The sequence below is a fragment of the Bradyrhizobium sp. UFLA05-109 genome, from assembly GCF_054185165.1.
This window is the reverse complement of the sequence record NZ_JBBIAR010000026.1, coordinates 97,693-119,068: the sequence shown is the minus strand read 5'-3', so window position 1 is coordinate 119,068 and position 21,376 is coordinate 97,693. Positions and strand designations below refer to the sequence as shown.

General features: G+C 63.6%; 19 protein-coding genes and 1 pseudogene. 15 read left to right on the top strand and 5 right to left on the bottom strand.

Features of this window, described 5'->3' with window-relative positions; all coding sequences use genetic code 11:
- From cpsB to Q3C01_RS20465, 8 genes and pseudogenes are all read left to right on the top strand, one after another.
- Nucleotides 1-144 (top strand): annotated as a pseudogene (gene cpsB, locus Q3C01_RS20500) (mannose-1-phosphate guanylyltransferase/mannose-6-phosphate isomerase); the annotation flags it as partial.
- Between the two features lie 180 nt (nt 145-324).
- Nucleotides 325-1,329, top strand: coding sequence for a Gfo/Idh/MocA family oxidoreductase (locus tag Q3C01_RS20495; RefSeq protein WP_458147115.1), 1,005 nt, complete (start codon nt 325-327; stop codon nt 1,327-1,329).
- A gap of 51 nt (nt 1,330-1,380) precedes the next feature.
- Complete coding sequence (locus tag Q3C01_RS20490; RefSeq protein WP_458147117.1) at nt 1,381-2,532, top strand: DegT/DnrJ/EryC1/StrS family aminotransferase; 1,152 nt, start codon at nt 1,381-1,383, stop codon at nt 2,530-2,532.
- Between the two features lie 306 nt (nt 2,533-2,838).
- Complete coding sequence (gene murJ, locus Q3C01_RS20485) at nt 2,839-4,365, top strand: murein biosynthesis integral membrane protein MurJ (protein ID WP_458147114.1); 1,527 nt, start codon at nt 2,839-2,841, stop codon at nt 4,363-4,365.
- A 310-nt stretch (nt 4,366-4,675) separates the two neighbouring features.
- The gene (locus Q3C01_RS20480; RefSeq protein WP_458147113.1) at nt 4,676-4,972 is read left to right on the top strand and encodes a DUF1127 domain-containing protein; all 297 of its coding nucleotides are present in this window, start codon (nt 4,676-4,678) and stop codon (nt 4,970-4,972) included.
- 237 nt (nt 4,973-5,209) lie between these two features.
- Nucleotides 5,210-7,519, top strand: coding sequence for a xanthine dehydrogenase family protein molybdopterin-binding subunit (locus Q3C01_RS20475; protein WP_458147112.1), 2,310 nt, complete (start codon nt 5,210-5,212; stop codon nt 7,517-7,519).
- Nucleotides 7,520-7,704: 185 nt separating this feature from the next.
- Nucleotides 7,705-8,154 carry a c-type cytochrome gene (locus Q3C01_RS20470; RefSeq protein WP_458147111.1) on the top strand — a complete coding sequence of 150 codons (450 nt, stop codon included), beginning with the start codon at nt 7,705-7,707 and terminating at the stop codon, nt 8,152-8,154.
- A 324-nt stretch (nt 8,155-8,478) separates the two neighbouring features.
- Entirely contained in the window at nt 8,479-9,762 is a 1,284-nt protein-coding gene (locus Q3C01_RS20465; protein WP_458147110.1) for a cystathionine gamma-synthase family protein, read from the top strand.
- A 144-nt stretch (nt 9,763-9,906) separates the two neighbouring features.
- On the opposite strand, the gene Q3C01_RS20460 is transcribed toward Q3C01_RS20465, so the two are convergent.
- A complete protein-coding gene (locus tag Q3C01_RS20460) occupies nt 9,907-10,269 on the bottom strand; it encodes a VF_A0006 family four-cysteine protein (RefSeq protein ID WP_458147109.1) in 363 nt (120 codons plus the stop codon).
- Nucleotides 10,270-10,502: 233 nt separating this feature from the next.
- On the opposite strand from Q3C01_RS20460, the gene Q3C01_RS20455 reads away from it, so the two are divergent.
- Entirely contained in the window at nt 10,503-10,976 is a 474-nt protein-coding gene (locus tag Q3C01_RS20455; RefSeq protein ID WP_458147108.1) for a VOC family protein, read from the top strand.
- A 71-nt stretch (nt 10,977-11,047) separates the two neighbouring features.
- On the opposite strand, the gene Q3C01_RS20450 is transcribed toward Q3C01_RS20455, so the two are convergent.
- A complete protein-coding gene (locus Q3C01_RS20450) occupies nt 11,048-12,622 on the bottom strand; it encodes a PAS domain-containing sensor histidine kinase (RefSeq protein ID WP_458147107.1) in 1,575 nt (524 codons plus the stop codon).
- Nucleotides 12,623-12,958: 336 nt separating this feature from the next.
- Between Q3C01_RS20450 and Q3C01_RS20445 the strand changes: the two genes are divergently transcribed.
- A complete protein-coding gene (locus tag Q3C01_RS20445) occupies nt 12,959-13,429 on the top strand; it encodes a hypothetical protein (RefSeq protein ID WP_458147106.1) in 471 nt (156 codons plus the stop codon).
- A gap of 100 nt (nt 13,430-13,529) precedes the next feature.
- On the opposite strand, the gene Q3C01_RS20440 is transcribed toward Q3C01_RS20445, so the two are convergent.
- Nucleotides 13,530-13,949, bottom strand: a complete 420-nt coding sequence (locus tag Q3C01_RS20440; protein WP_458147105.1) for a CHRD domain-containing protein — start codon at nt 13,947-13,949, stop codon at nt 13,530-13,532.
- Between the two features lie 154 nt (nt 13,950-14,103).
- Here Q3C01_RS20440 and Q3C01_RS20435 point away from each other — a divergent pair, with 154 nt between their 5' ends.
- Nucleotides 14,104-15,030 carry a c-type cytochrome gene (locus tag Q3C01_RS20435; RefSeq protein ID WP_458147104.1) on the top strand — a complete coding sequence of 309 codons (927 nt, stop codon included), beginning with the start codon at nt 14,104-14,106 and terminating at the stop codon, nt 15,028-15,030.
- Here the strand turns inward: Q3C01_RS20435 and Q3C01_RS20430 are convergent.
- A complete protein-coding gene (locus Q3C01_RS20430) occupies nt 15,027-15,272 on the bottom strand; it encodes an Lrp/AsnC ligand binding domain-containing protein (protein ID WP_027528612.1) in 246 nt (81 codons plus the stop codon). The genes Q3C01_RS20435 and Q3C01_RS20430 overlap by 4 nt on opposite strands.
- A gap of 130 nt (nt 15,273-15,402) precedes the next feature.
- Here Q3C01_RS20430 and thiD point away from each other — a divergent pair, with 130 nt between their 5' ends.
- From thiD to Q3C01_RS20410, 4 genes are all read left to right on the top strand, one after another.
- Complete coding sequence (gene thiD, locus Q3C01_RS20425) at nt 15,403-16,203, top strand: bifunctional hydroxymethylpyrimidine kinase/phosphomethylpyrimidine kinase (protein ID WP_458147103.1); 801 nt, start codon at nt 15,403-15,405, stop codon at nt 16,201-16,203.
- 226 nt (nt 16,204-16,429) lie between these two features.
- Nucleotides 16,430-17,242, top strand: coding sequence for a UDP-2,3-diacylglucosamine diphosphatase (locus Q3C01_RS20420; RefSeq protein WP_449383358.1), 813 nt, complete (start codon nt 16,430-16,432; stop codon nt 17,240-17,242).
- The gene (locus Q3C01_RS20415; protein WP_458147116.1) at nt 17,242-18,285 is read left to right on the top strand and encodes a glycosyltransferase family 4 protein; all 1,044 of its coding nucleotides are present in this window, start codon (nt 17,242-17,244) and stop codon (nt 18,283-18,285) included. Before Q3C01_RS20420 ends, Q3C01_RS20415 begins: the two co-directional genes overlap by 1 nt.
- 205 nt (nt 18,286-18,490) lie before the next feature.
- Complete coding sequence (locus Q3C01_RS20410) at nt 18,491-19,474, top strand: threonine/serine dehydratase family protein (protein WP_458147102.1); 984 nt, start codon at nt 18,491-18,493, stop codon at nt 19,472-19,474.
- 86 nt (nt 19,475-19,560) lie between these two features.
- On the opposite strand, the gene Q3C01_RS20405 is transcribed toward Q3C01_RS20410, so the two are convergent.
- Entirely contained in the window at nt 19,561-21,285 is a 1,725-nt protein-coding gene (locus tag Q3C01_RS20405; protein WP_458147101.1) for a caspase family protein, read from the bottom strand.
- Between the last annotated feature and the right edge of the window lie 91 nt (nt 21,286-21,376).

Genomic DNA, 21,376 nt, shown 5'->3' with positions numbered 1-21,376 from the left:
GAGTCGATCTATATCCCGATGGGTGCCGTGCACCGAATGGAGAACCCCGGTAAAATCATGCTGGAGCTGATCGAGGTCCAGACCGGCAGCTATCTCGGGGAGGACGATATCATCCGGATTGAAGACGACTATCAAAGGTCGTAACAGCAACTCCGAATCACGTGATCCGGGCCCAAAGGCCGGCATCCAACTGAGCTAAGGCCCGGGGAACGTGTAATTTTTTGAATCAAATCGTGTCCGGCTTACGATGTCGGCATTCGCCACAAATGTGGCGCTCATGCTAGGAAGTGGCCGGGGATTTGGGTTGAATCGGGGTTCGATCATATGAGTTCCAAGGGATCTGCACCGGCAAAGGCCGGCTTGCGTGTCGGTGTGATCGGCGCGGGCGTGATGGGCAGCAACCACGCGCGCGTGCTCGCGGGGCTTCCCGGCGTCAGTCTGGTCGGTGTGGTCGATCCTTCGCCGGCGCACCGCGCGCGTGCGACCGAGCTTGCCGATTGCCAGTGCTTCGAGACGCTCGATCAGCTCGTCGCCGAAGGCGTCGATGCCGTCACGGTCGCAGCGCCGACCCACCTGCACCACGAGATCTCGCTCGCCTGCATCGCCAGGAAGGTCCACGTGATGGTCGAGAAGCCGATCGCATCGACAGTGGAGGAGGGGCGCGAGATCGTCACTGCTGCCCGCGAGGCCGGCGTGACGCTGATGGTCGGTCACGTCGAGCGCTTCAATCCGGCGGTCGCTGCGGTCAAGCAGGCGATCGCGGGCGAGGACATCCTGTCCATTGCGATCACGCGCGTCGGTCCGTTTCCGCCGCGGATGTCGAATGTCGGCGTGGTGATCGACCTCGCCGTGCATGACATCGACCTGATCCGCTGGTTCACCGAGTCCGATATCGTCGAGGTGCAACCGCAATTGTCGAGTGCGGTCGCCGAGCGCGAGGACATCGCGCTGTTGCAGTTCCGCACCGCGTCGGGCGTGCTTGCCCACATCAACACCAACTGGCTGACGCCGTTCAAGGCGCGCAGCGTGACGGTCGCGACCCGCGGCAAATACGTCATGGGCGATCTGTTGACGCGCCAGGTCACCGAATGCTTCGGCTTCAAGCCGGACGGCAGCTATTCGATGCGGCATCTGCCGGTCGGTCATGACGAGCCGCTGCGCGCCGAGCTGATCTCGTTCCTCAACGCGGTGCGCCACGGCGAGACGCCGGCGGTGACGGGCGATGAGGGCGTTGCGAGCCTCGAGATCGCCACGCGCTGCCTGGAGGCGCCGAGTCGTCCTGCCGCGGCATCCGCAGCCCGTAAGGGGCCGCGCCGCGTCGCCGGCTGATCCGTCTCGATGTCGACCACCCAGAATCTGCAAGACAACCCGCAAGGCGCCATGAACCAGCATCTGCGTTCCGATCCCATCCCCTTCATCGATGTCGGCGCGCAGCGCCGCCGGCTTGGCGCCTCGCTCGATGCCGCGGTCACGCGCGTGCTCGACCATTGCCAGTTCGTCAACGGCCCGGAGGTGACCGAGCTCGAGAAGCAGCTCGCGGCCTATTGCGGCGCCAAGCATGTGGTGGGCTGCGCCAGCGGCACCGATGCGCTTCTGATGGTGCTGATGGCAAAGAACGTCGGGCCTGGCGATGCCGTGCTGTGTCCGTCGTTCACCTTCATCGCAACCGCTTCGCCGGCGGCGCGCACCGGCGCTACACCGGTCTACGTCGATGTCGATGAGGCGACCTTCAACATGAGCGCCGAATCCCTGAAGCGCGGCATTGCGACCGCCCGGAAGGCCGGCTTGAGGCCTGTCGCGATCATTCCGGTCGACCTGTTCGGACAACCCGCCGATCACGACGCCATCGCCGCGATCGCCGAGGCCGAAGGCCTGTTCGTGATTGATGACGCCGCGCAAAGTTTTGGCGCGAGCTACAAGGGCCGCAAGCTCGGCACGCTGGCGCTGGCGACCACGACCAGCTTCTTCCCGGCCAAGCCGCTCGGCTGCTTCGGCGACGGCGGCGCGATCTTCACCGACGATGATGAACTTGCACACACGCTGCGCAGCATCCGGGTCCACGGCCAGGGCGCGGACAAATACGACAACGTGCGGCTTGGGCTGACCGGCCGGCTCGACACCATGCAGGCCGCGATCCTGATCGAGAAGCTCAAGATTTTCGACGACGAGATCGCGGCGCGCAACAAGGTGGCCGAACGCTATGCGCGTGGCCTGTCCAACGTCGTCACCGTGCCGCGGCTCGCGCCCGGCTGCACCTCGGTCTGGGCGCAGTACACCATCCGTCTGCCCAAGGGTACGGACCGCGACGGCTTTGCCGCCGCACTGAAGGCCCAGGGCGTGCCGACCGCGATCTATTATGCGAAGTCCATGCATCAGCAGACCGCCTACAGGCACTATCCGGTCGCCGACGGCGGCCTGCCGGTCTGCGAGAGCCTGTCGGAGGACGTCATCAGCCTGCCGATGCACGCCTATCTCGACGAAGCGGCCCAGGAGCGAATCATCGCGGCCGTGCGCGGCGCGATCTCAACCTGATTTCGCCGTTTTGCCGCACTTCCCCTCTCCCCTTGCGGGAGAGGGTGGCTCGCCGCAGAGCGGCGAGACGGGTGAGGGGTCTCTCTCCGCATGGAACGGGCGGGGAGAAACCCCTCACCCCAATGAGTTTGTGTTTACTCGCGGCGCAGCCCTCTCCCGCAAGGGGAGAGGGCACAGCAATGCGCATCGCCAGGCGCAATCCGACCTCTCCCCGGTTGGAAGTGAACAGCCGAACACCCCGTCTTTTTTGATCGCATCAGACTTCAGAGCCTTATCGGTTGACCGATAAGGCTCTAGAAGGGGCGCATGCTCGGGCGGATTTTCACAGTTGGCGGCTATACGCTGCTCTCGCGGCTGACGGGGTTTGCCCGCGACATCATGCTCGCGGCGATCCTCGGCGCTGGCCCTGTTGCCGACGCCTTTTTCGTGGCGCTCCGCCTGCCCAATCACTTCCGCGCGATCTTTGCCGAGGGCGCTTTCAACGCCGCCTGGGTGCCGGCCTATGCCCATGTCCATGGCGAGAAGGGCGAGGCGGCAGCAAAACTGTTCGCCGACCGCATCTTCACGCTGCTGTTTGCATCCCAGCTCGTGCTGCTGGTCGTCGCCTGGCTGTTCATGCCGCAGGCCATGAGCATTCTCGCGCCCGGCTTTTCCGAGGACGCCGAGCAGCGACACCTCGCGATCGAGCTGACGCGGATCACATTCCCCTATCTGCTTTTGATCACGCTGGTGACGCTCTACGGCGGCATGCTCAACGTGATGCAGCGCTTTGCAAGTGCCGCGGCCGCGTCGATCTTCCTCAACGTCTCGATGATGATGACGCTGGCGCTCGCCGCCTGGTTTCCAGGTGCCGGCCATGCCGCCGCCTGGGGCGTCCTGATTTCCGGCTTCCTCCAGTATTTCCTGCTCGCGGGTGATCTCGCGCGCCATGGCGGGCTGCCGCGCTTTGCGCCGCTCAAGCTCGATGAAGACGTCCGCAGCTTCTTCAAGGCGCTGGGGCCTGCGACACTGGGCTCGATGGGCACGCAGGTTGCTCTGTTTGCCGACACCATCATCGCGACCTTCCTGCCCGCAGGCGCGCTGTCGGCACTCTACTATGCCGATCGCCTCAACCAGTTGCCGATCGGCGTCATCGGCATCGCCATCGGCACGGTGCTGCTGCCGGAGATGTCGCGGCGGATCACGGCCAACGACCACGACGGTGCGATGAAGGCGCAGCGCCGCGCGTTCGACTTCACGCTGCTGTTCTCGGTGCCCTTCGTCGCGGCCTTCATCACCGTGCCCGAGGCGATCATGCGCGCGCTGTTCGCCCGCGGCGCGTTCTCGAAGGCCGATGCCGCCGCCGCGGGCGCCACGCTCGCTGCCTATGCCATCGGCCTGATCCCCTTCGTGCTGATCCGCAGCGCGGTCGCGACCTTCTACGCGCGCAAGGATACGGCAACGCCGGTTCGGGCATCGCTGACCGGCATCGCGGTCAATGTCGCCCTGAAGGTTGCCTTGATGGGATCGCTCGCCCAGATCGGCCTGGCGCTGGCAACCGCCGTCGGTGTCTGGACCAATCTGCTGCTGGTGCTCTTCTTCGCAGTGCGGCGCGGCTTTCTCGTGCCGGACCGCGTCTGGCTGTTGTCGCTGGTCAAATTCCTGCTGACCGGGATCATCCTCGCCGTCGCCTTCTGGCTGATCGCACGCTTCGGCGGTGCCTATCTTGCCTCGATGCGCTTCCACGACGAATTGACGCTGGCGCTGTTGGCTGTCGGCGGCACCATCGTCTATGGGCTCTGCATCCTCGTGCTATTCGGTCGCGCCTGGCTGCTCTCGCTCGTGCGCGGCTAGGCGAACGTCAATAGATTCGTCATGTCCGTTTTTGCGGGGGGCGAATTCGCCGGCGCGAGCTGCTCGCCTCCAGGATGTAGCCGACCTCCGCACATCCCTTGATTTTGTCCGATCGCCGTGGTATTGGCACCTCATGAACACGGTAGTGCGCAACGTCAACTTCAAGGACATGACCCGCTTCGGCTGGGCCGTGGAAGGAGTCGCGCGCTAGGAATTCGACGACGACATCTTTTTCACCAGGCCCCGCCGGCATCGGACGGGGCCTTTTGTTTGGCCACGCTCCCTGCCGGCACAACAGCAGGAGCATCCGATGCCACCCCAACAGACGAACATCACGTCCGAGACCGGGCGCGATGCCGCAGAGCTCAGCCTCGCCCCTTCCATCGCACCAACGCGGAGCATCCTCGGCTTGCTTCAACGATATTGGCGTGCGTTTCAGGAGCGGCGCCAACGCCAGAGCTCACGAACCACCTTGCAAGATCTGAGTGACAGGGAGCTGATGGACATCGGCTTGACGCGCGCTGAAGTCGACTACATCACCGGTCAGCGAGCTATCGATACGCTGAGAGATAGCACGAGGTATCTATGGGGCCGTGGTGTGATGTAACGGATCAAGCGTCGGGAGCGGATTGCGCTTGGCGAACAATCGTGGCCGCTCCGAAGCCTTTGCGCCCATCCTCCAAGGCGAAATGAGCGGGCCGGGGCCCTTTCGCGCACTCCCGCTATGACGGGTGAGCGGTGCCATTTCCCGGCCTGCGACCTTCATGCATGGCTAAAGCCGTTTGCGCTGCCCGCCGTTCCGCTGCAATATGCGGCAAAACAACCATGAGGGCATGGAGAGAAAATGGCTGCTCCCATCAAGTTCGGCGTTGGCCAAAGCGTGCTGCGCAAGGAGGATGACGTACTGATCCGCGGCAAGGGCCGCTACACCGACGACTATGCGCCGCACGCGGCCTTGCGCTGCCTGATGCTGCGCTCGCCGCACGCGCACGCCAAGTATACGATCGATGTGAGCCGCGCCAGCGCGCTGCCCGGCGTCGCGCTGATCCTGACCGCCGACGACGTCGGGGATCTCGGCAATCTGCCGTGCCTGTTCAATCTCGAAACGGATCCGTTCACCGGTCCGCCTTACCCGATCCTTGCGAAGGACGAGGTGCGCCATGTCGGCGATTCCATTGCCTTCGTGGTAGCCGAGACCATCGACCAGGCCCGCGACGCGATCGAGGCGATCGAGGTCAAGTGGACGCCGCAGCCGGCGGTGACCGGCGTCGTCAATGCCGTGAAGCAGGGCGCGCCGCAGGTCTGGCCGGACAAGCCCGGCAACGTGCTGTTCGACGTCTCGATCGGCGACAAGGCCGCAACCGAAGCCGCCTTTGCGAAAGCGCATGCGGTCGCTGAAATCTCCATCGTCAATCCGCGCGTGGTCGCAAGCTTCATGGAAACGCGTGCGGCCGTCTGCGAATACGACGCCAAGCGCGACCATCTGACGCTGACGGTCGGCAGCCAGGGTAGCCACCGCCTGCGCGACATCCTCTGCCAGAACGTGCTCAACATTCCGACCGACAAGATGCGGGCGATCTGCCCCGACGTCGGCGGCGGTTTCGGCACAAAGCTGTTTCCGTATCGCGAATACGCCCTGATGGCGGTCGCCGCGCGAAAGCTGAAGAAGGCGGTGAAATGGGCGGCCGACCGCTCAGAGCATTTCGTGGGCGATGCGCAGGGCCGCGACAACGTCACCAACGCAAAGATGGCGCTGGCCGAGGACGGCAAGTTCCTCGCGATGGACTGCGATCTCATGGGCGACATGGGGGCGTATCTGTCGACCTTCGGGCCCTATATCCCGCACGGCGGCGCCGGCATGCTGCCGGGCCTCTACGACATCCAGGCTTTCCACTGCCGCGTGCGCACCATCTTCACCCACAGCGTGCCGGTCGATGCCTATCGCGGCGCGGGCCGGCCCGAGGCGGCCTATGTCATCGAGCGCCTCGTCGATGCCTGCGCGCGCAAGCTCGACATGACGCCCGATGCCATTCGTCGGAAGAACTTCATCCAGCCGAAGGCGCTGCCTTACAAGACCGCCACCGGAAAGGTCTATGATTCCGGCGACTTCGCCGCGCATCTCAAGCGCGCGATGGAGATCGCGGAGTGGAAGGAGTTCGGAAAGCGCGCCAAGGCGGCCAAGAAGCAGGGCCTGGTCCGCGGCATTGGCCTCGCGAGCTATGTCGAGATCTGTGGCGTGATGGGCGAAGAGACGGCCAACGTGCGGCTCGACCCCAATGGCGACGTCACCGTCCTGATCGGCACGCAATCGAGCGGGCAGGGTCACCAGACGGCTTACGCCCAGATCGTTGCCGAGCAGTTTGGCCTACCGCCGGAGCGCGTGCATATCCACCAGGGTGACACCGACGAGATCGCGACCGGGCTCGGCACCGGCGGCTCGGCCTCGATCCCCACAGGTGGCGTCTGCGTGGAGCGTGCCACGGGCGAGCTGGGCAAGAAGCTGAAGGAGATCGCGGCGCAGGCGCTGGAGGCCAGCGCAGGCGACCTCGAGATTTCGGCCGGCGCGATCCGCATCGCCGGCACCGACCGCTCGATCTCCTTTGCCGATCTCGCCAAGCGCCCCGGCGCCGACCCATCGAAGATGAACGGCAGTGCGACCTTCGCAAGCGCCGACGGCACGTATCCGAACGGTACGCATCTGGCGGAGGTCGAGATCGATCCGGCCACCGGCGTGATCAAGATCGTCAACTACGTGATCGTCGACGATTTCGGCAAGACGCTCAATCCGCTGCTGCTTGCCGGTCAGGTGCATGGCGGCGCCATGCAGGGCATCGGCCAGGCCCTGATGGAGCAGGTGGTCTATGGCGCGGGGGACGGCCAGCTCGTCACCGGCACCTATATGGACTACGCGCTGCCGCGCGCGGCCGATGGTCCGGCGTTCGTGTTCGAGACCCACAACGTTCCCTGCAAGACCAATCCGCTGGGGGTGAAGGGTGCGGGCGAGGCCGGTGCGATCGGCTCGTGCCCCGCGGTCGTCAATGCCATCGTCGACGGCCTCTGGCGCGAATACAAGATCGACCACATCGACATGCCGGCAACCCCGGAGCGGGTGTGGATCGCGATCAACGAGCACCGCCGTCGTCACAGCCTCTAAATGCGTGATCTTCGCACGCGGGAATAAAACCCCGCGGCGGGGTTCTATTCAGGGGATGGGCCGCGTTTCCCGTGGAACGGGTGGGCGGCCCTAGGTTGTTGTTTGAGCATGATCTTTTCGGAAAACTGCGTCACACCTTTCCGGATCATGCTCGTGAAACGTCTGCGAGCCCGGAGAAAGACCAGATGAAACGGACGATTGTTGTCGTGGGCACCTTGTTGCTGGGTGCGGGCGCCGTGATGGCGCAGCAGGAGATTGCCGTTCAGCAGGACAATCTGATGCGCTCGCAGGCCAAGAGCATGTATGGCGTCATCCTGAAGATGACCAAGGGCGACATTCACTACAACCAGAAGGCCGTCGATGAGGCGCTGACGAACCTCGAAGCCGATGTCGCCAAGATCGCCAAGACCTTCGAGGTCAATCCCAAGCAGGACGTGGTGAATGCGACCTACGGCGCGTCGCCAAAAGTCTGGCAGAACAAGGCCGATTTCGACTCCAAGATACCACCGGTGCAGAAGGCGATCGCGGACGTCAAGGGCAAGGTCAAGGACCTCGCGAGCCTGAAGGCCGCCTACACCAGCATCAACGACCGCTGCACCGACTGCCACGACACGTACCGCGTGAAGCTGAAGTAGCCGGTCGGCCCCTTGCGGACCGGTAGAGCTCGTAGCTTGTAGCCCGGATGGAGCGCAGCGAAATCCGGGAGCACGCGCGAGCCGTTCGGTTTGTCCCGGATTACGCTGCGCTTCATCCGGGCTACGAAAACCCAACAGAGAAAATCTGTCCGCCACGCCTGACCGATCGCTGCCATAGCGTCGCGTATGCGCTATCCTGATCGCCAGCCGCCGCGACGTTGACGATGAGTCGTTGGATGCCGGCGCATCCAGCTCCTGACCGCCTTTCCTTTGCAGGGTTCCAACGCACGGCGAGGATCCGAATCGAGAACAGCGAGACAGGCCATGGCAAAACCGTTCCCGTCCAAGACCCACATCGGCAACCATATGCTGCATCCGGAAACCTTGATGCTGACCTATGGCTATGATCCGCAACTCTCGGAAGGCGCGATCAAGCCGCCGGTGTTCTTGACCTCGACCTTCGTGTTCAGGACGGCCGAGGACGGGCAGGACTTCTTCGATTTCGTCTCTGGCCGGCGCGAGCCGCCGGAAGGGATGGGGGCGGGCCTGGTCTATTCGCGGTTCAATCATCCCAACAGCGAGATCGTCGAGGACCGGCTATCGGTCTATGAGCGTACCGAGAGCTGTGCGCTGTTCTCATCCGGCATGGCGGCGATCGCGACGACGATCCTCGCTTTCGTCCGCCCGGGCGACGTCATTCTGCACTCCCAGCCGCTCTATGGCGGGACGGAAACCCTGCTGACGAACACGCTTGCGCGCCTCTCGATCGGCGCCGTCGGCTTCGCCGATGGCATCGACGAAGCCGTGGTCAAGCAGGCCTCCGACGAGGCCATGCGCAAGGGCCGTGTTTCTTTGATCATCATCGAAACCCCGGCCAACCCGACCAATGGCCTCGTCGATATCGCGATGATCCGCCGCGTTGCCGACGCGATCGGGAACGCCCAGGGCCACACGCCGATCATCGCGTGCGACAACACGCTGCTTGGACCGGTGTTTCAGCGGCCGATCGAGCACGGCGCGGATATTTCGTTGTACTCGCTGACCAAATATGTCGGTGGTCACTCCGACCTCATCGCCGGCGCCGCGCTCGGCGCAAAGGCCGTCATCAAGGGCATCAAGGCGCTGCGCGGCGCCATCGGCACGCAACTCGATCCGCATTCGTGCTGGATGATCAGCCGTTCCCTGGAGACGCTGAGCATCCGCATGGAGAGAGCCGACAGCAACGCGCGCCTTGTGGCGGACTTCCTGCGCGACCACCCCAAGGTGGCGAAGGTTCACTACCTCGGTCATCACGAAGAGGCCTCGGCGGCCGGACGTGTATTCGCAAGGCAGTGCCTGGGCGCGGGATCGACGTTCTCCTTCGACATCGTTGGGGGCAAGGAAGCGGCCGTGAAATTTTTGAACGCGCTGCAAATCCTCAAGCTGGCGGTGAGCTTGGGCGGAACGGAATCGCTGGCCAGCCTGCCTGCGACGATGACCCATTCCGGCGTTCCAGCCGATATCCGCAAGAAGATCGGCGTTCTGGATTCCACGATCCGGCTCTCGATCGGCATCGAAAATCCCTCGGATCTGATCGCGGACCTCACCCAGGCGTTGAGCGCGGCCTAAAAGCGCATGAGATTAGGATGAATCGTCATCGCGCTTCAGGTTGTTGTTTGAGCATGATCTCCGCGCAAACGCGTTCCGCGTTTGTCGCGAGGGAAAACCGCTCCACACTTTTCCGGATCATGCGCTAGGCGCGCGATCGGCGAGTCAAAGCGGGTTTGAGGTGCGACATGCCGAGATGATCGCGGCCGCGGCTTCATTGGCCTGGGCGCCCGAGAGCTGCTGCACGAGGCAGGCATAGTAGCCCTTGCTTCGTTCGTTCAACAGGGAGTCGCCGTTGAGAGCGAGCCAGTTGCAGGCGGAGCGAATGTATTGGATCGCCAATGGCGATCGCGTGTCGCGGATGAAGGACAGCTCGCACTGAGCCTGCTTTTCCATGTCGGTTTGTGCGACGACCGATCCGGAGGACGAGACAAGCGCCGCGGCCGCGACGACTGACGACACAAGCGCGAGCAGCGCGCCAGCTTTCCCGCGCACAAGTCCCCTGGTCGCCAGCATGATAAAGCTCATGGATCGACACCACCCGTTCGGTAGAGCCGTGGACGTCGGCTCGATTCGAGCAACGCGCGCGAGTGTATGTCCGAAATCTGATGGCTGACGCGGGACGAGTCAAGAAATTGCCATTGGCTGCGACGATATGATGGCTAGGCAAAGGACAGGGTTGGAGCGCATCGACAAGACTGCCTGTCTCGGACGGGGATGGGGAATGAACCTGATTGGAGTGGAACTGAAAGGACTTGCGAATGGCAAAGAACACGATTTGCCTCTGGTACGACAAGGATGCCGAAGCTGCTGCCCGCTTCTACGCCGAGACGTTCCCCGACAGCAAAGTGAGCGCTGTCCGCCGCGCTCCCAGTGACTACCCATCCGGCAAGGCGGGTGATGTGCTGACGGTCGAATTCACGGTCGCGGGCGTGCCCTGTCTCGGCCTCAACGGCGGTCCCATGTTTAAACATAACGAAGCCTTCTCGTTCCAGATCGCGACCGACGATCAGGAGGAGACCGACCGCTATTGGAACGCCATCGTCGGCAATGGCGGGCAGGAAAGCGCGTGCGGCTGGTGCAAGGACAAGTGGGGCATTTCCTGGCAAATCACGCCGCGCGTCCTGATGGAGGCGCTGGCGGCCGGCGGTGCCGAAGCAAAGCGCGCATTCGAAGCGATGATGGGCATGACGAAGATCGACGTCGCCGCGATCAAGGCCGCACGGCGTGGCTGACGCTGCGCATGCAGCCCGGAGGGATAGGTGGGGCGAGTGGGATCGGTATCGCTCGCCTTATTCCCCAGCCGTCACGTTGCGGGTTCAACGGGTAGTTCGATAACGCACTGCAAGCCCTCGGGCCGCAAATCGAACCGCGTCGTCGCCCCAAGCTGCCCGGGCAGTCCCTGTTCGAGCAGGGTCCTGCCGAATCCATGTCGATGCGATACGACCAGTCCGGCGAGCTTGAGTCTGTGTTCGCTCCATTCGAAACGCAGAGCGGGCTTGTCGGTGCTTGCCAGCTGCCATCGGATCTCCAGGGTGCCGCCGGAGCCATTGAGGACACCGTGCTTGATGGAATTGGTCCCCAGTTCATGCAGAGCGAGCGAAAGCATCTGCACGGAATCCCGGGGAAGGGCCAGGTTCGGGCCGCCGATCGAGACGTCGGAGGAGTCCGCCACGCCCAGCGAATTCATTTCCATGTGCACGAGCTCATCAAGGCCAATCGCTTCCGACGCCTCGCGGGAGAGAAGGCCCTGAACCCGCGAAAGCGCGGCCAGGCGCCCATTGAAGTCGCTTGCATAATCGTCGAGCGAGGTGCTCGCCGCACGCGTCCGTTCCGAGATTGACCGGACCACCGCGAGCAAATTGCGACTTCGGTGCTGCAATTCTCGCACGAGAAGCTCCTTGGCTCGCGCGGAGCGCTGTTCCGTCTCGATGCTCTGGAGGGCCGATATCGATCCCGCAAGTTCGGCGGCGACCAGCATCAGGAAATCAAGATATTCTGAATCGAGACGCAGGCGCGAATTGGCGCCGATGAGCAACGCGCCTACCAGGTTGTTACCGGGGCTCTTGCGCAAAAGCGGCAATGCGACGAGTTGCGTCGTTGGCTCAGGCCAGGCGCCGCCTGGCAGCGCGGGCCGCGGTTCGGGCGATCGCTCGATGATCCGCAGCGTACGCGTATTGAGGACGTTGACGATGCCCCATTCATCGTCGGGTGATAGGGCCGATACCGAGGACGGAAACAGCGCGCAATCGATTTGGCTTGCGGCGACGAGTCGAGCGTGCCCGTTCTCGTCGGCGTTGTATTGAACGGCGAACGGGATGTCGGGATTGTTGCAGCAGAGCAGATCCAGGAGATTCTGACAGGTCTCCTCGATCGGCACGGCACCCGTCGTTGCTTCGATCGTTGCTTTGGACAGCGCGCCCAGGACGCGCATCCTGCGCTCGGTCAGGATGCGCGCGGTCGTTTCAACGACGGCCGTGAGGACGCCGACGATCTTGCCGGTCGCATCGATCAGCGGACTATGTGAATACGTGAAATAGCATTCCTGCATGTATCCGTGGCGGTCGCTCGCCAGCAGCAGGTCTTCCGACCAGTTCGCGACGCCTTTGAGGGCGCTTTCGAATTGCTGACCGACTATCGACCAGGTGTCGGGCCAGGAGTCCGCGCCCGGCCGGCCGAGGCCATGGGGATGCTTGGTCTCGCCCAGGATCGGCTGCCACGCATCGTTGTACAGCATGATGAGTTGCGGCCCCCACCAGACGACCATTGGGAAGCGGGAATTGAGGCAAGTTGCGACTGTTGACTTGAGCGTATCCGGCCATTGGTCTGGTAGACCGAGCGGGGACATCGACCAATCGTGAGCGCGCATCAGCGCGCCCATGTTTCCGCCTCCGTTGAGGAAATCGGTCGACACGCCCATGACCTGACCTTGTCACGCGCCGTCGCTTGGCTCAGCCATTCAAACGGCAACCCGGCGCGAACTCTGCATCGTGTTCGAAAAAGTCGGCCGCCTGCGCAAAGCGTGCGACCAACGACCATAACCCGAAATCACCGGTCAAACCATCGAATTTCCAATGGGCAAGGCAAGCTGCGCGTCGGCGTCTGGTGGTGATCAATTTCGATCAAGCAGGCGGTGTCGGCGCGTGGCAAACTTCGGGTGGAGCAAAACTCCATTCGCCGACAGCGTATTGGCTCAACCACAGCAGTCGAGACTCACATGTTCCGCGTAACGGCAGACACATTGCAGGCCTATCTCGATTTCGATCCGGAGCGAAAGCATGACCTGGTCAACCTCCACAGGCTGATCGTTCAGGCTGCTCCGGCCCTCAAGCGGTTTTTCCATAGGGGAACACCAGCGGGAGAGGCGGGTATGCGGATGAAGATGATCGGCTATGGAAAATTTCGCTATGCGATCAAATCCGGGAAGAGCACCGAATGGCCGGTGATCGGTGTTGCTCTTCAGAAGAACTACATCAGCGTGTACGTGGCGGTGACCAGGCAGGGCGCGCCGATCGTAAGCGGATATGCGGGACGACTCGGCGAATTACGAATGGGCGGCAACAATTTCAGTTTCGAGAGGTTCGATGATCTGAAGCAGAATGCGATGTCACTGCTGTTCACGGAAGTTGCCGACGTCTTCACGTCGGACCCGGAGAACCCTGTTCGATACATGCAGGGCTCGTCATGACTCCATCGAAGCGGGCGCGCGATGTCTTCGATCGCTGGCTTGAAAAGGCCGGGCGCTCCTGCGAGCGTCCGGCCTTGTGTGCGGAAACGTTTCGCAGCGCTTACTTCGTCACTTGGCCGCGGATCTCGCCGCCCGGGTTCGCTGCAGTGTGGATGTTGACGTAGTACTTGCCGCTGAGCAGATCGGCCGCTTGCGCGTCGGTGAGCGTCGCTTCGCCCTTGACGGGGCTCGACGCCGCATTCGGGATCGCAACCGCGACGCCGGCATTCTTGCCGGTTTCGGCAGGGCCGTGGAAGTGAGCGGCAGTCGCGGGGCCCGAGAGCCCGGAATAAGTGACGGTCCAGGAGAGTTTCTTGCTGGCGGCGTCATAGTCGAGATCGGCCGTGCCGGTGCCGCTGCTGGTCGTCGCTGGCACCTCGGCCTTGCCGTCCAGCGTCGCCTTCAGTTTCTCCGCGCAGGCGGGTCCGGCAAACGCAACGGCAGCCGTCAGCGCGAGCGTGGCAAAAAGGGGCTTGTTCATGGTTCTCTCCCTGTTGACCTCGAAAGGTGGCAAACGTCCAAACAGCGCGACTTGGAATTTATTCCCCTCAAGCGTTCAAACCATCTAAATTATTCGTGGCTGGAGCGGCGGTAGCCGCAGCCTTAAGTTCGTCGGACATCGATGGGTTTCGTGAATGTTGCGACGAACGATCATTGCTGCGCTGCTTGCCGCCGGTCTCGGCCTCGCGCTCTATTGGTGGCTCACGGCGCCGGTCGCCATGGCGCTACCTGCAGCCTCGCGCGCGCCCGATCTTGCCAACGGTGAGGAGCTGTTCAACGCCGGCGGCTGCTCGGCCTGCCATGCGGTGCCGGGCCAGCCCGACCGCCTGCGGCTCGGCGGCGGGCTTGCGATCGGCTCGCCGTTCGGCACCTTCTACGCGCCCAACATCTCGCAGGATTCGGCCGACGGCATCGGACGCTGGAGCGAGGCCGATTTCGTCAATGCGGTGATGAAAGGCGTTTCGCCTGATGGCGCGCATTACTTCCCGGCATTTCCCTATACGTCCTACGCGCATGCGAAGGTGGACGATGTCCGCGATCTCTTCGCCTTTCTGAAGACGCTGCCCGCCGTGCCGGGCAAGGTGCGCGATCACGATCTGCCGTTTCCCTTCAACATCCGCCGCAATGTCGGCGTCTGGAAATGGCTGTTCATGGACAGCAAGCCGTTCGTCGCGGTTGCTCAGCGCTCGCCGAAATGGAATCGCGGCGCCTATCTCGTGAACAGTTTTGGCCACTGCGCCGAATGCCATAGCCCGCGCAATCTGCTCGGCGGCCTCATGACGTCGCAACGCTTTGCCGGTGGCCCCAGTCCGGACGGTGAGGGCTGGGTGCCGAACATCACGCAAAAGGGCATCGGCGACTGGAGCGAGAAGGACATCGCCGACTTCCTCGAGACCGGCGACATGCCCGAGGGCGACAGCGCCTCCGGCGCGATGCGGCCGGTGATCAAGAATCTCGCGCGGCTCACGCCCGAGGACCGCACCGCGATGGCCGAATATCTGAAATCGCTGCCGCCGGTCGAGGGACCCAAGCCGCCGCCGAAGCGGAAGCAGGACAGTTAGCGGCCGCCAAACGCCTTGAAGGTGATGATGGTGAGGGTGTCCTGGATGCCCGGCAGGATCTGCACCTTCTCGTTGATGAAGTGGCCGATGTCGGTGTCCTTGTCGACATAGAACTTCACCAGGAGGTCATAGTGGCCCGCCGTGGAATAGATCTCGGAGGCGATCTCGGCTTCGGCGAGCGCGTTGGCGACCGTGTAGGACTGGCCGAGCTTGCATTTGATCTGGACGAAGAAAGGAACCATCGCGGTTGCTCCGAAGGCATGATTTGGCGGCTAATAGGCCAAAATCGGCCGGCTTTAGCAAGCGAACTTGCTACCCCCGGGTATGCGCGTTAGGACAGACCATGCCCCCGATCCATCCGAAAGCCGCGCCATGACGACGCCCATAGCGCTCACCATCGCGGGCTCCGATTCGAGCGGCGGCGCCGGCATCCAGGCCGACCTGAAGACGTTTGCGGCGCTCGGCGTCTATGGCGCCTCCGCGATCACGGCTCTGACCGCGCAAAACACCAAAGGCGTGACCGGCATTCATGCGGTGCCCGCCGCGTTCGTGACCGCGCAGATCGATGCGGTGTTCTCCGATCTCGATGTCGGCGCGGTCAAGATCGGCATGGTGGCGCAGGCGGCCAGCATCGATGCAATCGCCTCCAGCCTCGCGCGATGGTCGCCACGGCATGTCGTGCTCGATCCCGTGATGGTCGCAACCTCCGGCGACCGGCTGCTGGCGGCAGAAGCCGTCGAGGCGTTGCGCACAAAACTCATGCCGCTCGCATCGGTGATCACGCCGAACCTGCCCGAGGCTGCCGCACTGCTGGACGAGCAGGTCGCGGAGAGCGAGGCCGAGATCGAGAGCCAGGGGCGTCGCCTGCTCGCGCTTGGTTGTCGCGCGGTGCTGATCAAGGGCGGGCACGGGCAGGGCGCCGAGAGCATCGACTATCTCGTCAGCGCGGACGGCGTGATTGCGCTCGCCGCGCCGCGGGTTGCGACCCCAAACACCCATGGCACCGGCTGCTCACTATCCTCGGCGGTTGCGGCGGGCCTCGCCCGGGGCGAGCCACTCGAGCAGGCCGTGCGCAACGCCAAGGCCTGGATCAGCGCGGCGATTACGGCTGCCGATCGCTTCAGCGTCGGTCACGGCCATGGGCCGATCCATCATTTCCACAAGTTCTATTGACCTCGGCCGCGATGGCGACGGCAGTGCGCGGCGGCCGCTGGCGTTAACCAATAAACCTATGGGTTCCCGGAGTTTTGCGGAGGCCTCTGCCGCGCCATGTCGCCTGATTGTCGCATGCGGCTGATATCCGCGAAGGGGGCGAGGCAAGGTTTGATTCGTATCTGAGGGTGCCTCACAGGTTCAATCGGTCATCCCCCTGTCACGGGATATTGTTACAGGCTGGCGCATGGGAAGTTACGATGTGAGTGACGAGAGCCCGGAGCGGCGCTTTCGCACGTTGTTCATCTCCGACGTTCATCTCGGGGCCCGCGGCTCGCAAGCCGACCTTCTGCTGGACTTCCTGCGCTACCACGATGCCGACACGATTTATCTCGTTGGCGACATCGTCGATGGCTGGGCGCTGAAATCGAGCTGGCACTGGCCGCAATCGCATAACGACCTGGTGCAAAAGCTGCTGCGCAAGGCGCGCAAGGGCGCCAAGGTCATCTACGTGCCCGGCAATCACGACGAATTCCTGCGCAACTATTACGGCACGCATTTCGGCGGCATCGACGTCGTCGAGAACACCGTGCACACCGGCGTCGACGGCAAGCGCTACCTCGTCATCCACGGCGACATCTTCGACCTCGTGGTGCAGAACGCGCGCTGGCTCGCTCATCTCGGCGACAAGGCCTACGACTTCGCGATCCAGATGAATCGCTTCGTCAACTTCTTCCGCCGCATGTTCGGCGTGCCCTATTGGTCGCTGTCGCAATGGGCCAAGCAGAAGGTCAAGAACGCGGTCAACTATATCGGCGCGTTCGAGCAGGCGCTGTCCGCCGAAGCCCGGCGCCACGACGCCGACGGCGTGATCTGCGGCCACATCCACTATGCCGTGATCCGCGACGAGAACGGCATCCGCTACATGAATTGTGGCGACTGGGTCGAGAGCTGCACCGCGCTCGTCGAGCACGATGACGGCCATTTCGAGATCATCACCTGGGCGGATCAGTTGCAGAAGCCTGCGGCCGTTCCACAGGTCGCGGCAAGAGCCGCATGATGCGCATCCTGGTCGCGACCGACGCCTGGCACCCGCAAGTCAACGGTGTGGTTCGGACGCTGACCAAGCTCGCTGACGCTGCGAGGGCGCTGGACGTCGAGTTCTCCTTCCTCACCCCGCAATCGTTCCGTACCTTCGCGATGCCGAGCTATCGCGACGTGCGCCTGGCGATGCCGCGGCCGGCGAGGATCGCGAAGCTGATCGAGGAGGCGCGTCCCGACAGCATCCATATCGCGACCGAGGGGCCGATTGGCGTCATGGTCCGCCGCTATTGCCGGCAGCACAAGCTGCCGTTCACGACGAGCTTCCACACCCGCTTCCCCGAATATGTCCGCGCCAGGGTGCCGGTTCCGGGCTCGCTGATCTGGCGGGCGCTGCGCCGTTTTCACGCGCCCAGCCGCGCCGTGATGGCCGCTACCCCGGCGCTGGCGCGCGAGCTCAGCGAGCGCGGTTTCGACAATGTCGTGCTGTGGCCGCGCGGTGTCGACAACAAGCTGTTCTATCCCCGCGCCATCGATCTCTGCTTCCCCGCGCCGGTGTTCCTCTGCGTCGGCCGGGTCGCGGTGGAGAAGAATCTCCAGGCGTTCCTCGACCTCGAGCTGCCCGGCACCAAGGTGATCGTCGGCGACGGTCCGGCGCGCGCCGGCCTGGAGCAGGCCTATCCCCAGGCAATCTTCTTGGGGGAAAAGCACGGCGAGGCGCTGGCCGAAATCTATGCCGCGGCCGACGTGTTCGTGTTTCCGAGCCGGACCGACACGTTTGGCCTCGTGCTCCTCGAAGCGCTGGCGAGCGGCCTGCCGGTGGCAGCCTTCCCGGTGAAGGGTCCGCGGGACGTGATTGGCGATGCGCCGGTCGGGGTGCTGGACGAGGATCTGCGCAGCGCCTGCCTCGCGGCGCTCGACATTTCGAGGCAGGACTGCGTCGAATTCGCCGCCAACCATACCTGGGAGGCATCGGCGCGCGCCTTCGTCGACAGCATCCGGGCCGTCGGCGCCGTGCTGCCGCACGCCCAAGAGCCGGATCAGCCGCGTTTCGTCGCCTAAAGCGCGATGAGATTGGAACGAATGGTCATCGCGCTTTAGGTTATTGTTTGAGCATGATCTCCGCGCAAACGCGTTCCGCGTTTGTCGCGAGGGAAAACCGCTTCACAGCGCTAACGCGGCCCTTCGGGTCCGGATCATGCTCTAGGACTACGCCCTCACGCGGCGGTGTCTTCCCAGCCGTCAAGGGGCGGGATACAAATTGCCCATGACGGAACAGCCCCTCCCGGTCGGCCCCGCCGATATCGATGCCGCAGCGCGCGTGATCGCGCCCTTCGCCATCCGCACCCCGCTTTTGTCCTTCCCCGTGCTCAACGAGCGCGTCGGCGCAAAAGTGTTCCTGAAGCCGGAGATGTTGCAGCGGACCGGCTCCTTCAAGTTCCGTGGCGCCTTCAACAAGGTGTCCTCTATACCGCAGGACAAGCGCAGCGGCGGCGTGGTGGCGTTCTCCTCGGGCAATCATGCGCAAGGCGTGGCGGCCGCGGCAAAGATCCTCGACATGCAGGCGACCATCGTGATGCCGTCGGATGCGCCGCTGTCCAAGCGCGAGCGCACCAAATCCTACGGCGCCGAGGTCGTGCTGTACGATCGCGACCGTGACGATCGCGAGGCGATCGCGCGCGGCATTGCCGAGAAGCGCGGCGCAACGCTGGTCAGGCCTTATGACGATCCCTTCGTCATCGCGGGGCAGGGCACCGCGGGCCGCGAGATCGCCGAGGACATGGCGGCGCTCGGTATTGCGCCGGACATCGTGGTTGCCCCGGCCTCCGGCGGCGGCTTGATCGCGGGCGTAGCGACCGCAGTGAAAGCGCGCTATCCGCAGGCCCAGCTCGTCGTAGCCGAGCCCGAAGCATTCGACGATCACAAGCTCTCGCTTGCCGTCGGTCACCGCGAGGCGCATGCGCCCGCCGGGCGCACGATCTGCGACGCGCTGATGGCACTGATCCCCGGCGAGATGACTTTCGCGATCAACGGAAAACTGTTGTCGCGCGGCGTCACCGCCTCCGATGCGGAGGTCGGCGCGGCCGTGGGGTTTGCCTATCGCGAGCTGAAGCTGGTGGTCGAGCCCGGCGGCGCCGTTGGCCTCGCCGCGCTGCTCGCAGGCCGCCTCGATATTGCCGGCAAGAACGTCGTCATCGTGCTCTCGGGCGGCAATGTCGATGCCGACCTGTTCGCGGAGCTCGTGGCCTGACGCCACGCTCGCCTGTCTCGATCTGCAAATAGGAAAGGGCGGAGCATCGCTGCTTCGCCCTTCGCCGTTGTCGCAGTCAGCAGTGATCAGTGCATGAAGCCGATGCGGCGAGTCATGCCGACGTTCGCCGGTGCCCGATTCATCGTCTGGGCATATTGCGGCTTGAAGTTGGTGCTCATCACCGACCGGCTGGGCACCGTGTTCAGTTGCGGACGGTTGGTCTCTCCCTGAACGTTGCTCGGCGGATTGGTGCTGGGCTTGACGATTCCGGGATTGCCGTTGCCGGTCCGGATCGGCTGGTTCTGGGTCTCGACTTTGTTGGTTTTCACGTCGATGTTCGTTATGTCGACGTTCGAACCGCCCTTGCCCACGGTCGTGGCCGGCAGCGTCACGACCTTGCCCACGGTGCCGTTGTTGGTCGTGCTGTTGGTGGGCGCTGGCAGGGTGACGATCTTGCCCGGGAGCTGTGACGGCGTGGTGTTCGGCTGGTTGTTGGAGGGCGGCGTGCCGAGCTTGCCGGTGGCGTTGCTGTCGATCGGCTTGTTGCCGTGGTTCAGCGCGCCCCCATTGCCCTGCTGGATGAGCGGGGTGTACTTGGTCGGCCCGAGATTGCCGGGCTTCAGCGTCGGCGCAATGGTCTGCGGCGCGAGGAAATGTGTCGCCTGCATCAGCGGGATCTGCTTCGGCTCGATCTGGAGCTTCAATGCCGGCATCGCATAGGGGCTCTTGGCGTAACTGTCGTAGAAGTTCTTGTAGGCGATCGGCGAGTTGGCGAGAACGGCCTTGTGCCAGGCTTCCGCCATCAGCAGGTTGGCGAGCAACCAACGGATATGGTCGCACAGCGGGTCATGCGGGTACATCCGGACGAACTCCTGATAGTACTCGGGATTGCCCTCGGAGAGCACGTAGTCGTAGGCCTGCTGCGCGGAGCGGCTCGGCAGATTGGACGCCATCTGCACGACCGGCGCGTTCATCGGCGCACGGTTGGCGGCAACCGCGGTGTCACCGAAGAAATAGAAGTCGCTCGTCAGCGACGAGCTTTCCCACGGCGTCTGCTGGCCGTCAGTGGTGTGGTTCACCTCCAGCCGCACCCGCTTGAACAGCTGCTCGATCGGCACATTTGGTTCACGCGCGACGTTCAGGAAGGCCTGGGTGTAGGGGCTGTGATCGCCCTTGCCATCGAGTGCTTCTGCACCGGGCGCGGTCGAATAGCCGACGATCGAGCCGTTCGGCGCATCGACAATGGCAAGACCGCGATTGGCATCGATCAGGGATGGGAACGGATTGTTGCGGCAGGCATCGAGAATGACGATACGCATGCGGCTCGGGATCGTCTCCAGCGTCGACATCACGTCGACGAGACGGACCGAGTTGTTGACGAGCTCGGTGGGGTTCGAGACTTTCGCATCCACCGGCACGAGATAGTTCTCGCCGGCGAGCTGCACGCCGTGGCCGGCGTAGTAGACCATCGCCACCGTGTTGGGGCCGCGCGAGGCGACCTTTGCAGAAAAGTCCTGCACGACCCTCAGCATGTCGTTCTGGGTCAGGTCGGTTGCGGAAATCACCTCGAACCCCGCCGAGTTCAGGAATTGCGCCATCGACTGCGCGTCATTGTCGGGGTTGGCGAGCTGCGGGGCGTTCTTGTAGTTCGAATTTCCGATCACCAGTGCGACCCGCTGCTCCGGGCCTTGCAGTGCAGTCGGTGCCGGATTGCCTTGCGTGGCGGTCTGTGCGGAGACAGGACTGCACGCGAAGCCGAACAGGCTTCCGAGCAATCCCGCGCAAATCAGGAAAGACTTCAAGCGGAACATGAGCGTGCTCCCAGCGACTAATCTCGAACAGAGATTGGTTGCGGCGACGCTAGACCGCGTTCAAGGGAGGGATACGTGATGCAGATCACGA

What these genes read in the sequence shown, in the direction of transcription:
- Q3C01_RS20495 (WP_458147115.1), top strand. Translation starts at nt 325, where the DNA reads ATGAGTTCCAAGGGATCTGCACCGGCAAAGGCCGGCTTGCGTGTCGGT.
- Q3C01_RS20490 (WP_458147117.1), top strand. Translation starts at nt 1,381, where the DNA reads ATGAACCAGCATCTGCGTTCCGATCCCATCCCCTTCATCGATGTCGGC.
- murJ (WP_458147114.1), top strand. Translation starts at nt 2,839, where the DNA reads ATGCTCGGGCGGATTTTCACAGTTGGCGGCTATACGCTGCTCTCGCGG.
- Q3C01_RS20480 (WP_458147113.1), top strand. Translation starts at nt 4,676, where the DNA reads ATGCCACCCCAACAGACGAACATCACGTCCGAGACCGGGCGCGATGCC.
- Q3C01_RS20475 (WP_458147112.1), top strand. Translation starts at nt 5,210, where the DNA reads ATGGCTGCTCCCATCAAGTTCGGCGTTGGCCAAAGCGTGCTGCGCAAG.
- Q3C01_RS20470 (WP_458147111.1), top strand. Translation starts at nt 7,705, where the DNA reads ATGAAACGGACGATTGTTGTCGTGGGCACCTTGTTGCTGGGTGCGGGC.
- Q3C01_RS20465 (WP_458147110.1), top strand. Translation starts at nt 8,479, where the DNA reads ATGGCAAAACCGTTCCCGTCCAAGACCCACATCGGCAACCATATGCTG.
- Q3C01_RS20460 (WP_458147109.1), bottom strand. Translation starts at nt 10,269, where the DNA reads ATGAGCTTTATCATGCTGGCGACCAGGGGACTTGTGCGCGGGAAAGCT.
- Q3C01_RS20455 (WP_458147108.1), top strand. Translation starts at nt 10,503, where the DNA reads ATGGCAAAGAACACGATTTGCCTCTGGTACGACAAGGATGCCGAAGCT.
- Q3C01_RS20450 (WP_458147107.1), bottom strand. Translation starts at nt 12,622, where the DNA reads ATGGGCGCGCTGATGCGCGCTCACGATTGGTCGATGTCCCCGCTCGGT.
- Q3C01_RS20445 (WP_458147106.1), top strand. Translation starts at nt 12,959, where the DNA reads ATGTTCCGCGTAACGGCAGACACATTGCAGGCCTATCTCGATTTCGAT.
- Q3C01_RS20440 (WP_458147105.1), bottom strand. Translation starts at nt 13,949, where the DNA reads ATGAACAAGCCCCTTTTTGCCACGCTCGCGCTGACGGCTGCCGTTGCG.
- Q3C01_RS20435 (WP_458147104.1), top strand. Translation starts at nt 14,104, where the DNA reads ATGTTGCGACGAACGATCATTGCTGCGCTGCTTGCCGCCGGTCTCGGC.
- Q3C01_RS20430 (WP_027528612.1), bottom strand. Translation starts at nt 15,272, where the DNA reads ATGGTTCCTTTCTTCGTCCAGATCAAATGCAAGCTCGGCCAGTCCTAC.
- thiD (WP_458147103.1), top strand. Translation starts at nt 15,403, where the DNA reads ATGACGACGCCCATAGCGCTCACCATCGCGGGCTCCGATTCGAGCGGC.
- Q3C01_RS20420 (WP_449383358.1), top strand. Translation starts at nt 16,430, where the DNA reads ATGGGAAGTTACGATGTGAGTGACGAGAGCCCGGAGCGGCGCTTTCGC.
- Q3C01_RS20415 (WP_458147116.1), top strand. Translation starts at nt 17,242, where the DNA reads ATGCGCATCCTGGTCGCGACCGACGCCTGGCACCCGCAAGTCAACGGT.
- Q3C01_RS20410 (WP_458147102.1), top strand. Translation starts at nt 18,491, where the DNA reads ATGACGGAACAGCCCCTCCCGGTCGGCCCCGCCGATATCGATGCCGCA.
- Q3C01_RS20405 (WP_458147101.1), bottom strand. Translation starts at nt 21,285, where the DNA reads ATGTTCCGCTTGAAGTCTTTCCTGATTTGCGCGGGATTGCTCGGAAGC.